This window comes from Nostoc sp., from assembly GCF_041747015.1.
GTDB lineage: Bacteria > Cyanobacteriota > Cyanobacteriia > Cyanobacteriales > Nostocaceae > Nostoc.
On the sequence record NZ_JBGTFY010000107.1, the window covers coordinates 1 to 12706 of the forward strand.

Sequence of the window (12706 nt, forward strand, 5' to 3'; positions counted from 1 at the left end):
AAAACGTAGTAATCGCCAAAAATCGAATCGAGCCGCAATGGATAATAATTATATGCTTACTATTCTTGCTGCTTGTTTCTCCCAACATGATGATATTTCTAAACCCGCTTGTCAATAGGGTTTGAGATGCGCTTACCCTGCTAAGTAGGCAGCTATTACCATTCTTTCTGACCTGTATTTGTCTCATTGTCTTATGCAAGTTTATGCAACTTCGCTAAGACAACTTATTTAAACTAACGTAAGAATAAGCTTTCTAGGGTTTTTGCCCTCAATGCCATTGAGGTGCGCTACCAACTCTATAACCCCTTAAAATACATCAGATATAATCGCTTAGTTATTAGTACTTTGTCAAGATTTTTGTAGAAACTAAATTTTAAATATCTCCTTTAGCACTCACCACTCTCTACGACACCTTCAACAAATAGGTCATACAGTGCCCCATCAAAAAGTAAACTACCAGCATGGCAGCAGCAGCCAGAGCAACTAATGTACCAGCCAACATTAAAGAAAATTCTTTACTTTCGTAGGCTTTTTCCATTAAGTGCAGCGACCACGCCACCAGGGCTACATCAAAAAGTAAAATAGGAATCAACATATTTTTTAATATTTATTAATACTTGTAAAATAATATTAACACCCTTTTAAGGAAGTGTGTCTAACCTCAGATAGATGTCATTAAATGCTAAATAGGAGCTTAAGGGAATGTTCTTACTGGCACGTTGCGATCGCGCAAATAATTTTTGATTTCTGCTACGCTCAATTGTCCATAGTGTAATAAGGATGCCAGTAATGCGGCTTCAGCTTTACCTTCAGTTAGGGCTGTGTATATATGTTCACAATTACCTGCACCACCAGAAGCAATGACTGGAATTTCTACAGCATCGGCAATTGCCCGTGTTATTTCAATGTCATACCCGGCTTGGGTTCCATCAGCATCCATACTTGTAACTAGCAGTTCTCCAGCCCCACGTTTTTCAACTTCTTGTGCCCAAAGTAGGGCATCTAAGCCTGTATTTTGCCTGCCACCTCGTACATACACATCCCAACCTGGATTTTCCGAGTTATTTCTGCGTCTGGCATCAATAGCAACAACTATGCACTGATTACCAAAGCGATCGCTTGCCCGATTAATCAAGTCTGGTTCCCGCACTGCCGCAGAATTAATGCTAACCTTATCTGCGCCCGCTCGTAACAAAGCTTTAATATTTTCTAAGGATTGAATGCCACCACCCACAGTCAATGGAATAAAGACCTGTTCAGCAGTTCGGTAGACAACATCCAAAATAGTAGCTCTGTCTTCATGAGTGGCTGTAATATCCAGAAACACTAACTCATCAGCACCGGCTTCATTGTAAACCTTTGCTAGTTCTACCGGATCGCCTGCATCTTGGAGGTTGACAAAGTTAACTCCTTTTACAACCCGTCCCGCCTTGACATCTAAGCACGGTAAGATTCTTTTAGATAACATAATAATTTTTGTACTTCTGGGTAATTGACCGAATTTAAATTTTAAATTGGCGCGGGTATTCTCAAACTAAAATTTTCACGGGCATTATTCATGGGGCATTGGGCATTGGGCATTGGTTATTTTTTCTCCTTCTGCCTTCCCCCACTCCATAAATTACAAATTACGAATTACGAATTACGAATTATTCTGTTCCTTTAAAAGTAGATAGCTGAATTATGGCGATAATCTCCTCGAAAAAACAGCCTCCAGAATCCAACGGAGAACCAAAGCAGCTTCGAGATTCGGCGAAAGCACCTTCCACAGACAATATTTTGCAACCTGAAGCCGCTACTGATGAACAAGATAAGCAGGAAGAGGGAATTCGACCACAACGATTTGCCGATTACATTGGGCAAAAAGATTTAAAGGATGTGCTAGATATTGCCATCAAAGCAGCCAAGTCTCGTGATGAGGTGTTGGATCACTTGCTGCTGTATGGGCCGCCGGGATTGGGCAAAACCACAATGGCTATGATTTTAGCATCGGAAATGGGAGTAAATTACAAAATTACCAGTGCGCCAGCCCTAGAACGTCCACGAGATATTGTCGGGCTACTGGTGAACCTGAAGCCAGGTGATATTTTATTTGTAGATGAAATTCATCGCCTCTCGCGGATGACAGAGGAAATTCTCTATCCGGCGATGGAAGATTATCGCTTAGATATTACCATTGGTAAGGGTTCGGGCGCTCGGATCAGAAGTTTGCCTCTGTCAAAGTTTACTCTAGTGGGAGCTACAACCCGTGTGGGTGCTTTAACTTCACCACTGCGCGATCGCTTCGGTTTAATTCAAAAACTCCGATTTTACGAAGTTGACGAACTGACTAAAATTGTACTGCGAACTGCTCAATTACTCAAAACCCCCGTCACAGAAGATGGTGCCACAGAAATTGCCCGTCGTTCACGCGGAACACCACGTATTGCCAATAGGCTACTTAAACGAGTGCGTGATTATGCTGAGGTGAAAATCTGTGGGGAGATTAATGAAAGCGTTGCATCTGAGGCATTGCAACTATTCCAAGTAGATCCCTGCGGTTTAGATTGGACAGACCGCCAGATGCTGAGTGTGATAATTGAACAATTTAACGGTGGTCCAGTGGGGTTGGAAACAATGGCAGCAACAACGGGTGAAGATACCCAAACCATTGAAGAAGTGTATGAACCTTACCTCATGCAGATTGGCTATTTAACTCGGACTCATCGCGGCAGAATGGCGACTAAAGCAGCATACAAGCATTTGGGATTCACGCCGCCTAATGAACAGTTGTCATTGTTGTAATTATGGGAAATTGGGCATTGGGCATTGGGCATAGTTATTCTCCTTGTCTCCCCTGCTTCCTCTGCCCCCCTGCTCCCCACTCCCCACTCCCCATTTTCAAGATAGACAGGTAAACCTAAATGATTAAGTTGATTTGTATTTTTTTGAGTCTATTACTGATGTTTGGCTGGGGTGCACCAGTCATGGCACAATCTCAACTGCCCATTACTCAAGAACAGTTAAAACAAGGTGATGAATGGGCAAATCAAGCGTTCACAGCGACGAATCAAGGTGATTTTGCTACGGCTGAAACTTACTGGACAAAGATTATTGAGCAATTTCCGACAAATGCTGGGGCGTGGAGTAACCGGGGAAATTCGCGGGTAAGCCAGAATAAATTACCAGAGGCGATCGCAGATTATAACAAAGCCATAGAACTAGCGCCGAATGTCACCGATCCTTATTTGAATCGGGGGGCGGCGTTGGAAGGGATGGGAAAATGGTCAGATGCGATCGCAGATTATAATCATGTCTTAGAACTCGATCCTAATGATGCGATGGCGTATAATAATCGCGGCAATGCTACAGCTGGTTTAGGAAAATGGTCAGATGCGATCGCGGACTACAAAAAATCTAATGAGATAGCCCCAAATTTTGCCTTTGCCCGTGCTAACTACGCCCTCGCCCTTTATGAAACTGGTCAAAAAGAGCAAGCAATTCGTGAAATGCGAAATATTGTCCGCAAATATCCCAAGTTTGCCGATATGCGTGCCGCCCTCACAGCTGCCTACTGGGTAAATGGAGAACAAGGCGAAGCCGAAAGTAACTGGGTAGCAGCTTATGGATTAGATAGCCGTTATAAAGATATTAACTGGGTAACAAATATCCGCCGTTGGCCTTCCAGTATGGTATCAGCTTTAGATAAATTCTTGAAACTCCAGTAGGAACTTCCATCTCAACAAAAATTCCTCTTTTTTGTTCCTATGTACCTGTTTTCTGGTATACATCATTGTAATTAGCCAGAAACAGAAATTATGACTCATTATGGACTGATCTGCCCAGCAGCAACTGGTCACCTCAACCCCATGACCACGTTAGGGTACGAACTTAAAAAACGTGGTCACCGCGTCACCCTATTCGGTATACTCGACGCTCAATCTAAGACACTAGCAGCTGGATTGGAATTTTGGGCAATTGGCGAGTCTGAGTTTCCCCGTGGAGTAATGGCGCAATTGTTTGCCCAACTAGGAAAACTTAGTGGATTACCTGCATTGCGGTATACGATCGCTTGGATACAGAAGATGGCGGCTACATTTCTTAGGGAAGCTCCACAAGCCCTTAAAGAAGCTGGGGTAGAGGCACTGCTCGTAGACCAGGTTTCACCCGAAGGAGGAACAATTGCAGAATTCTTAGGCATCCCCTTTGTCAGCGTGTGCAACGCCATGATGATTAATCGGGATGTCAGCGTTCCACCTTTTAACACCTCTTGGAGCTATAGTTCTACATGGTGGGCGCTCTTACGCAACAGGGCAGGTTATGAGTTGTTGAACCGTGTTGGGCGACCAATTAGGCAGGTCATAGATGAGTATCGCCGAGAATGGAAGTTACCCCCTCACTTTAGTCCCAACGACTCTTACTCTCAACTAGCTCAGATCTGTCAACAGCCTGCCGAGTTGGAATTTCCAAGGAAGAATTTACCCAAAAGTTTTCATTTCACAGGGGCATACCATAACACAGCCACTAGGGAACCCGTATCTTTCCCATTTGAAAAGTTGACTGGACAACCATTAATTTATGCTTCGATGGGGACTGTACAAAATCGCCTATTGAAAATTTTCAATTTTTTTGCCGAAACTTGTAAAGAGTTAGATGCTCAACTAGTGATTTCCTTAGGTGGTTCTACAACTCCAGAGTCTCTACAAGGGCTGCCTGGAAATCCCTTGGTTGTTGGTTATGCACCCCAACTGGAATTGCTTCAAAAAGCAACTCTCACCATTACTCATGCGGGGATGAATACCACTTTGGAATCTCTGAGTAATGCTGTACCGATGGTGGCAATACCAATTACCAATGATCAACCAGGTGTAGCAGCACGTTTAGCTTGGGCTGGTGCTGGTGAAGTGGTTACCCTGGCTCGATTGAGTGTCCCCCGGTTACGAACTGCTATACACAAGGTGTTAACGGAAGATTCTTACAAACAGAATGCAGTTAGGTTACAGGAGGCAATTCAACTAGCCGGGGGTGTGAGTCGAGCCATTGATATTGTCGAACAGGCTGTTGCTACAGGGAAGCCTGTTCTCAGACAAACACAGCAATAACGATATTTTTTAGCCTCGAAGACAACTCTAGCATCAACGATCGGTTCTTTTAAACAGGTTGCATAGTAAAAACGCCCAAATGACTCATTTTGGTATTCCCTCTCCTTCAGAAACAGGTCACATCACTCCCATGATTGCGTTGGGATGTGAACTTCAAAAGCGTGGTCATAAAGTCACCTTTTTTCAGGTTCCTGATGCCCAGCAAAAGGTACTCTCAGCTGGACTAAACTGCCATTTAATTGGGGAGTCTGAATTTCCCATAGGTTCAATGTCCCAAAGATATGCTGAGTTAGGAAAATTAAGTGGGCTTAGTGCGGTACGCTACTCAATCCAATTTATGCAACAGGTAGCTGCTATGAACCTTCGTGAATTGCCTCACATCATCAAAGTAGCTGGTGTAGATGCGCTCTTGGTGGATCAGGTAGCGCGAGGGTGTGAATCTGTTGCAGAATACCTGAGTATTCCGTTTATTAGCGTCTGTAATGCCCTGCTGTTTAATAGGGAAACTAACATTCCCCCTCTCTTTACAAACTGGAGTTATAAACCATCATGGTTAGCATACTTACGGAACCAAATGGGCTACTCTCTAATCTCGTACCTCTCGCAACCTTTCCAAAATTTAGTGAATGAATATCGTCAGCAGTGGAAGTTGCCACTCTACTCTAGCCCCAACGATTACTATTCCAAATTAGCTCAATTAAGTCAACAGCCTGCTGAGTTTGAATTCCCAAGGCAACATTTGCCTCAGTGCTTCCATTTCACAGGTCCCTTTATTAATTCAGCCAGTCGAGAACCTGTGTATTTCCCATTTGAAAAGTTGACTGGACAACCCCTAATTTACGCTTCGATGGGAACCTTACAAAATCGCCAGATGGAGATTTTTAAGTGTATAGCAGAAGCTTGTGTGGGGTTAGATACTCAACTTGTGATTTCTTTGGGAGGCGCTCTCAGCCCAGAATTGCTACCAAGCCTTCCCGGAGAACCTTTGGTGGTCAAATACGCACCGCAACTAGAATTACTGAAAAAAGCCAGCCTCACAATCACTCATGCGGGACTAAATACTACTTTGGAATCACTGGCTAATCGTGTGCCTATGGTTGCCATTCCTATTACCAATGATCAACCAGGAGTCGCAGCACGTTTGGCTTGGACGGGAGCTGGTGAAGTTGTACCTCTAGCAAAGCTGAATGTTTCCAACCTCAGAAACGCCATTAAGCGGGTATTGAAGGAAGATTCTTATAAACAGAATGCAGTTAGGTTACAAGAAGCCATAAACAGAGGCGGTGGCGTGAGTCGAGCCGCTGATATTGTCGAACAGGTCGTTGCTACAGGGAAACCTATTTTATCTAGTCGAGCCTAAGAGGCTATCTGCTGTATCTACGCCCGTCGTAGACATCGCTTCCACCCTATGCCATCCCATTCTCTCACTCTTCACCCTGAACTAGAGCTAGTCTGAAGCATAGGCTGATTTTGCTTACGCTTCCCTTTCACCACCATCTGCACACCACCTGCTGGGCTAAATATAATGCCTTTACGCACTGGCTGCACTGGTTTGCTATCAGCCAGTTCCATTTGCCAGTGAGATAGCACTGTTGCCAACACCAGTTTCATCTCAAACATGGCAAATGCCATACCAATACAGCGACGGTTCCCGCCACCAAAGGGTAAATACTCATAGGGAGAAAATTGCCGTTCCAGGAACCGCTCTGGCTTAAATTGCTTCGACTCAGGATATAAATCTTCTCGATGATGGGTCAAATAAATAGAAGGAATGAGCATAGTCCCAGGCTCAAAGTTGTATTCCCCAATTTGTAGCGGTGATTTGACCAGTCGATTTAGTGCCGATATCGCCACTGGGTAAAGGCGTAGCGTTTCCGAACAGACAGCATTTAAATAAGGCGATGCCTCCGGCGGGCTTTGCCTACGCAAAATGGCGTTAGGATCTGCTTGTTCGCCCAAATTATCTAGTTCTTGCAGTAGTTTTTCCCGCACCTCTGGTAGATGATGAATCCAGTACAGCGCCCATGATAAAGAAGTTGCAGTAGTTTCGTGACCTGCCACTAACAGGGTCATCAGTTCATCACGTAATTCCAGGTCTGTCATCGGCTCTCCCGCTTCATCACGAGTAGCCATCATCAAAGATAGAATATCAGTCCGATATGCATCGGGTTGGGCTTTGCGCTCCTGAATCTGAGCGTAAATGAGTTGATCAATTTGCTGCTTTAAACGTAAGTATTTCCCCCAGTGACTCCACGCTCCTAAATCCTGTCGCATTGATGGGAAAAGCAGCATAAGTGTTCTTAAGATCGGGATTTTGGGATTCAGAATTGCAATCAGGAGTTCCTTAAGTTTCTCGTAACGTAGCCCATCTTCTAGACCAAATACAGCCTTCAAAATCACTTGGAAAGAGATTTCTTGCATTGATGGCAGAACTGCAAAGGTTTCTCCAACCTGCCACTGATTAGTCACTTGCTCAGTGATGTCGCTGATTAACTCACCATAAGCTAGCATTCGTTCCCCATGCAAAGGTGGTGTCAATAGCTTTCGTTGTCGCTGATGAGGCTTTCCTGACAACGCTAGTAGGGATTGCTGTCCTAATAAAGGCGATTTAATCCCTGCTGACCCACCAGAGTCTAACTTTTTTGGATCTGTGGTAAAAATCTGCTGAATCGTCTGAGGATTGCTGATGAAAACTTGAGGAGGAGAATTTTGTCCGAGCTGAAGGGTGAAGATATCACCATAGCGTTTAGCACAATCTTCCATGTATTCCAATGGGTTAGTCAGCCATTGAAATGTCTGTATCCAGGGGTGAGTTTGAGGGCCGTTAGGCAGTTTAAATGTAGACATTTTTATTAATCCTCCCAATGATTGCAGCAAGATTGTGATCAGCCAGTTATTCATGCACCTGTAGCTTGATTGATCTTAGAGTACAGTTCGGGTAGATGAACTGGTCAATTTTTGAATCTGCCTTGGGGTCAATTCTTGAACATTACTTAAAACTACCGATGCTCCTGCTGCTAGCAGTGTCTCACCATAGGCATCAGCACGGGCTGCTGTTTCCTGCACATGGGGCGGTAAAACCCCTACACCAATCCAACTACGAGCGGAATCTAGATTCCGCGCTTTCTCGACAGTATACATATCTGCGACCGTATCTCCTACATAGACGATCGCTGATTTTTGCTCAATTCCATTCTCTAGTAAGCGAACTGTGGCGAAAAGTCCAGTGGGGTCAGGTTTTCCGGGCGCATCTTCCATCGCAATCAACACCGGAGATTGTAAACCAAGGCGTTTTTCTAATACATAGTTAGCGGAAGCACGAGTCGCACCGCTAAAAAATCCCCAAGCAATCCCGGCTTGAGTAAGTTGCTCTAAATAGCTAGGTTGTAATAACAAAGGTTCATTACAGATATACCCCGTGAAATTGTTGGGGTCTGTGCCTCGGTAGCGGGATTGAAAAAAAGCAACGATCGCATCATAATCTAGTTGCAGTTGTTCACGGGTCTGCTCTTGGGTTTCAAAGTAGCGGTAAATTAATTCCTGCGATGCTTCCCAATCATTATTCCACACACCTTCAGACTTTAGTTGGTCAATATCTAGTGGGGTTGGTCGATATGCTTGGGTAGTAAAATATTCTACGGTATCGGCGATCGCACGGCGATAGGAACCGCTAACATCGCGCACAACGCCATCAATATCGAAAATAACGATCGCTTTAGCCATTTCTTTCATTGCATGGGCTGACATATCGTATTGGCGGAGTCTAATTTTTTCTCTGATCCGGTCAATATCTGTTTGTTCAGGTAACATTCTGCTAATCATACTAAGTCTTAAGACTACACCTTGTGATGCTCAACAGTTGCCATTCCGGAATTTGAGTAATCACTTTTCATACTTAGTTGCCATGTATAAGAAAATACACCCTTGTTCAGCTTCTCTCAAACTCACTTGGCACAATGCGATCGCAGACTGGTTACGAGTGGGGGTTAGACTTCCTTCTTTTGTTGGAAGTTGTAGGATTACAAGGAACTTCAGCAGTTTTTAACTCAGATATTATGGCACGGGTAACAGTAGGAGTATCGGCTTAAGGCTGTTTGTTAATCATCACAACAATCGCCTTTTGACCATTAAAACTGCCCTCACCCCGTTTAATAGCTGCACCAATTTGCACATCAGCAATATCTGAGATATTGATTGGCGTACCATTACGAGCAGTAATTACTGATTGCTGTAATTCTTCAATAGATTCAATTCGCCCAATCCCCCGAATTAACATTTCAACATCCTCTAAGCTTCAAAAAGAAGAGATTGAAAACCACAGATGCACACAGATAAATGAGTCTGTGTGCATCTGTGGTAAAAAATAATCAAAAACCAAGAAGCCTTAGCTAGCGACGACTTGAATATTGATTTTTGCTGCTACTTCCGAATGCAGCTTGATTTCGGCTTGATAAGTACCAAGGTGGTTAATATCAGGGATGGTAACGCCACGCCGATCGATTTCTTGACCTGTTGCTGCTTTAATTGCATCTACAACATCTTGGGTGGTGATAGTACCGAAAATTGCTTCATTTTCACCAAGTTGCTTGGCAATTGTCAAGTTGCCTATTTTTTCTAAAGATTCTTGTTGCTCAAGAGCTTGTTGTCTGAGTTCTAATTGCCGTTGACGCTCTTGCTCACGACGGCGTTCTACTTGCCTGAGAATACCAGCAGTGGCATGGGTTGCCAATTTCTGGGGAATTAGATAATTACGAGCGTAGCCAGGAGCTACTTCCACTAAATCGCCAGATTTTCCCAGCTTGCTAATATCCTGATTTAAAACTAACTGCACGCGTTTCGCCATCGTTTTTCCTATAAAATCTGATTAATTTGGGTTTGGGCAGAATAGCTCATAATGTCAGTGCTGTATTCCAAGTTTCTTTGCCTATACCCTAAAGCTTACAGATCCTAGCGAAAGGAAGGGGGCGATCGCAACTATTAGCGCTAAAAAATTGATGAGGATTGGGTATTCTCCAATCCCAATGCCTAAAAGTTATTTCTCATCTCCCGTATCCGCGCAAAGGTTTGCACTGCATCGCTACTCTTGACAGCCGATTGTAACGATTGCTGATCCCAACGTAAAAAGGGATTGGTGCGCTTCTCCACTCCCAGCAGTGAGGGTATGGTAGCTTCTCCTCGACTACGGTAAGCTTTCACTTCATTGAAGCGCTTTTGTAAGTCGGCGTTGTCGCCATCCACAGTTAAGGCAAATTGCAGATTTTTTAAGGTGTATTCGTGGGCACACCAAATGCGTGTATCATCGGCTAGAGAGCGCAGTTTGCTTAAAGAGTCCACCATTTGGGTCGGTGTTCCTTCAAACAAGCGACCGCAACCGCCAGAAAATAGGGTATCACCGCAAAATAAATCTCCTGTCTCTCCAGCTTTCTCAGGGGGAAAGTAGTAAGCGATGTGAGCGCGGGTATGTCCAGGAATGAAGATAACTTCAGCTATGCGGTCTGCAAACTGAACGCGATCGCTTTGTTGCAAAAACACCTGCTGTCCCGGAATTCTACCATGATCCTCGGCTCCTCCATAAACTATCACTTTAGGGAATTGTGCTATTAACTGTTTATTACCACCCACATGATCGTTATGGTGGTGCGTGTTGAAAATGGCTACCAACTCAGCTTTTAGCTCAACCAGTTTCTTTAATACTGGTTGAGCCTCCGCTGGATCGACAACAGCGGCGATATTTTGTTTATAGTCGTGTAACAAAAATATGTAGTTGTCTGAGAGTGCTTCCAAACGGATTACCTGCATTACCTCTGCCTCCCTCACAACATATATGTTTGGTATTCAGTAACAATTTTAAGACTCATTGAGTCACAAGGCTACTTGCATAAGCTACATCAAGTATTTATACTTTATTTCAGTATAACTGTAATTTATTATTGAGCATAATAATGTCCTGCTATAATTATACAGTAAATACACTTAAAAAAGCAAAATCAATCGGAATTTATCAGTGAATTTTCTCTGGTAATAACCGCAAAGACAAAGCTAGATTTATTTTATTCTTTCCACAAAATTGGCCGTCAAAAATGCATTTTTTAGACCAAAAATTAATTAAAAAGATATTCTTTAAAATTTTAAGTGCAAGTCGAGTAGAAAGCTATATATACTTGTTCCCAATTTTTAGAATTACTTAATAGTGAAGGAGTAAACAAAGAAAAAACGACTTTTATTTTAGGTGGTGCAGATCCGAAGATTTTTCAACCTCATCAACGCTCAAATGGTAGTGTTAGCTTTTGTACAGCATACTATCCCAGAAAATCTCCAGATATGATATTCAATATTATCAAATCAATGCCCCATAGAAAGTTTATTCTCCTGGAGAGAAATTGGGATAAGTACGAAAAATTTGAAGAACTACTTGCTTTACCAAACCTATCTTACATTGAAGCTATCTATTCAGATTACCCTAAGTACTATGCTCAGATGGATGTTTTTGTTTCACCCGCAAAATTAGAAGATGGTCTAATAGCTTTAATTGAAGCGATGATGTGTAATATTGTACCAGTTGCCAGGAGAACAGGGTTTGCTCCTGATATTATCAATCACGGAAAAACTGGCTTTATATTTGATACTGATAGACCCTGTGAAGTAATATGCGACTTAATCGAACAAGCCTTTAATATTCAACATGATATCAGTAAAAGTGTTGAGAGTTTAAGTTGGGAAAATTTTTCTTTACAAGTACAAAATTTATTACATTAAGTTAAGTGTTTATAGGAACCATTTTATGAATTCAACAAGAGGATTTATTACCATTCTAACCGGACTTTACTCTTTTCAAGATTGTATTCATTTTTTAGCGGCGATCAGGAAGTTTCATCAAGAGCCGATAATTATTTTAATTGACCAAGTTCCGGTAGTTCTCTATCCGTTATTAAAGGCTTTTAAAAATGTAATTTTAAAGCCGGCGCCTCCAAATGAAAATACTGTTTTAGCATCACGGCAAGCAAAACTGGCTTTATATGCAGCCTCTGAGTTTGATCAAACGATTTACCTAGATTCAGATATTTGCTTACTTTCCGATATCAACGATGTATTTGAGTATTTGGATGAATATGATTTTCTATTAACTGAAGATGTGCAACCTTCTATTCTGAAAGCTACAAATTTATTGCGTGGAAAGCAAGAAGACCTTTTGCCGAATGTTTTACTAATTCTGCAATCTGTAGGTTTACCATTACAAGCAGATAGTATCCAGTACAATGGCGGTTTCATAGCTTTTAGAAAAACAGAAGTAACCAAGATATTTTTTGACGAATTTAAACGATATTTTGAAATTGTTAAAAATAATCAAGATAAATTACTTTTAAAAGATCAAGGGGCTTTTGCATCTGCGATCGCATCTGTACGCCCTCATCTGAAAATCCTACCACCTACCTATAATTATCTCAGTAAATGGCAGGATGCTTATAATATTCAGGATAAAATTAAAGTTCTTCACTGTACCTATCCTTATCGACCTCAATATGCTAAAAATATTACACGTTCATTATACACAAGGATTTTTGACCGATTCGCTAAAGTGTTTTTACCGAATCAAGTTACAAATCCTTGGCGCACTAAATAAAAAT

The 12706-nt window shown here is 42.4% G+C and carries 12 protein-coding genes and 1 pseudogene; 6 read left to right on the forward strand and 7 right to left on the reverse strand.

All coding sequences use genetic code 11. The features are described from left to right. Window positions 1-403: 403 nt before the first annotated feature. The gene (locus ACEW80_RS08090; RefSeq protein WP_335092712.1) at window positions 404-595 is read right to left on the reverse strand and encodes a hypothetical protein; all 192 of its coding nucleotides are present in this window, start codon (window positions 593-595) and stop codon (window positions 404-406) included. A gap of 99 nt (window positions 596-694) precedes the next feature. Beyond that, the gene (gene hisF / locus ACEW80_RS08095) at window positions 695-1468 is read right to left on the reverse strand and encodes an imidazole glycerol phosphate synthase subunit HisF (protein ID WP_373526098.1); all 774 of its coding nucleotides are present in this window, start codon (window positions 1466-1468) and stop codon (window positions 695-697) included. A gap of 215 nt (window positions 1469-1683) precedes the next feature. Here hisF and ruvB point away from each other — a divergent pair, with 215 nt between their 5' ends. The 4 genes from ruvB to ACEW80_RS08115 all read left to right on the forward strand — a co-directional run bounded on the left by ruvB (window position 1684) and on the right by ACEW80_RS08115 (window position 6441). Then, on the forward strand, window positions 1684-2784 hold the full coding sequence (gene ruvB / locus ACEW80_RS08100) for a Holliday junction branch migration DNA helicase RuvB (RefSeq protein WP_373526099.1): 1101 nt from the start codon (window positions 1684-1686) through the stop codon (window positions 2782-2784). Window positions 2785-2903: 119 nt separating this feature from the next. Continuing rightward, on the forward strand, window positions 2904-3707 hold the full coding sequence (locus ACEW80_RS08105) for a tetratricopeptide repeat protein (protein WP_373526100.1): 804 nt from the start codon (window positions 2904-2906) through the stop codon (window positions 3705-3707). A 90-nt stretch (window positions 3708-3797) separates the two neighbouring features. Then, window positions 3798-5081 (forward strand): glycosyltransferase, encoded by a 1284-nt coding sequence (locus ACEW80_RS08110; protein ID WP_373526101.1) that lies wholly within the window; start codon window positions 3798-3800, stop codon window positions 5079-5081. Between the two features lie 79 nt (window positions 5082-5160). Beyond that, entirely contained in the window at window positions 5161-6441 is a 1281-nt protein-coding gene (locus tag ACEW80_RS08115; RefSeq protein WP_373526102.1) for a glycosyltransferase, read from the forward strand. A gap of 71 nt (window positions 6442-6512) precedes the next feature. Here the strand turns inward: ACEW80_RS08115 and ACEW80_RS08120 are convergent, their stop codons facing one another. From ACEW80_RS08120 to gloB, 5 genes and pseudogenes are all read right to left on the reverse strand, one after another. Then, window positions 6513-7928, reverse strand: a complete 1416-nt coding sequence (locus tag ACEW80_RS08120; RefSeq protein ID WP_373526103.1) for a cytochrome P450 — start codon at window positions 7926-7928, stop codon at window positions 6513-6515. 75 nt (window positions 7929-8003) lie between these two features. Then, window positions 8004-8813 carry a TIGR01548 family HAD-type hydrolase gene (locus ACEW80_RS08125; RefSeq protein ID WP_373526129.1) on the reverse strand — a complete coding sequence of 270 codons (810 nt, stop codon included), beginning with the start codon at window positions 8811-8813 and terminating at the stop codon, window positions 8004-8006. Between the two features lie 355 nt (window positions 8814-9168). Continuing rightward, window positions 9169-9366, reverse strand: a pseudogene (locus ACEW80_RS08130) (efflux RND transporter permease subunit); the annotation flags it as partial. 99 nt (window positions 9367-9465) lie between these two features. Beyond that, the gene (gene rplI / locus ACEW80_RS08135) at window positions 9466-9924 is read right to left on the reverse strand and encodes a 50S ribosomal protein L9 (protein WP_373526104.1); all 459 of its coding nucleotides are present in this window, start codon (window positions 9922-9924) and stop codon (window positions 9466-9468) included. Window positions 9925-10106: 182 nt separating this feature from the next. Then, complete coding sequence (gene gloB, locus ACEW80_RS08140) at window positions 10107-10880, reverse strand: hydroxyacylglutathione hydrolase (RefSeq protein WP_373526105.1); 774 nt, start codon at window positions 10878-10880, stop codon at window positions 10107-10109. A 522-nt stretch (window positions 10881-11402) separates the two neighbouring features. On the opposite strand from gloB, the gene ACEW80_RS08145 reads away from it, so the two are divergent. Together ACEW80_RS08145 and ACEW80_RS08150 are read left to right on the forward strand one after the other, a co-directional pair. Then, entirely contained in the window at window positions 11403-11837 is a 435-nt protein-coding gene (locus ACEW80_RS08145; RefSeq protein WP_373526106.1) for a glycosyltransferase, read from the forward strand. Window positions 11838-11862: 25 nt separating this feature from the next. Continuing rightward, window positions 11863-12702: a hypothetical protein gene (locus ACEW80_RS08150; protein WP_373526107.1), complete on the forward strand. Its 840-nt coding sequence runs from the start codon at window positions 11863-11865 to the stop codon at window positions 12700-12702. The last annotated feature ends 4 nt before the right edge of the window (window positions 12703-12706 follow it).

Coding starts and splice junctions, on each gene's coding strand:
- ACEW80_RS08090 (WP_335092712.1), bottom strand. CDS start 595: ATGTTGATTCCTATTTTACTTTTTGATGTAGCCCTGGTGGCGTGGTCG.
- hisF (WP_373526098.1), bottom strand. CDS start 1,468: ATGTTATCTAAAAGAATCTTACCGTGCTTAGATGTCAAGGCGGGACGG.
- ruvB (WP_373526099.1), top strand. CDS start 1,684: ATGGCGATAATCTCCTCGAAAAAACAGCCTCCAGAATCCAACGGAGAA.
- ACEW80_RS08105 (WP_373526100.1), top strand. CDS start 2,904: ATGATTAAGTTGATTTGTATTTTTTTGAGTCTATTACTGATGTTTGGC.
- ACEW80_RS08110 (WP_373526101.1), top strand. CDS start 3,798: ATGACTCATTATGGACTGATCTGCCCAGCAGCAACTGGTCACCTCAAC.
- ACEW80_RS08115 (WP_373526102.1), top strand. CDS start 5,161: ATGACTCATTTTGGTATTCCCTCTCCTTCAGAAACAGGTCACATCACT.
- ACEW80_RS08120 (WP_373526103.1), bottom strand. CDS start 7,928: ATGTCTACATTTAAACTGCCTAACGGCCCTCAAACTCACCCCTGGATA.
- ACEW80_RS08125 (WP_373526129.1), bottom strand. CDS start 8,813: ATGAAAGAAATGGCTAAAGCGATCGTTATTTTCGATATTGATGGCGTT.
- rplI (WP_373526104.1), bottom strand. CDS start 9,924: ATGGCGAAACGCGTGCAGTTAGTTTTAAATCAGGATATTAGCAAGCTG.
- gloB (WP_373526105.1), bottom strand. CDS start 10,880: ATGCAGGTAATCCGTTTGGAAGCACTCTCAGACAACTACATATTTTTG.
- ACEW80_RS08145 (WP_373526106.1), top strand. CDS start 11,403: ATGATATTCAATATTATCAAATCAATGCCCCATAGAAAGTTTATTCTC.
- ACEW80_RS08150 (WP_373526107.1), top strand. CDS start 11,863: ATGAATTCAACAAGAGGATTTATTACCATTCTAACCGGACTTTACTCT.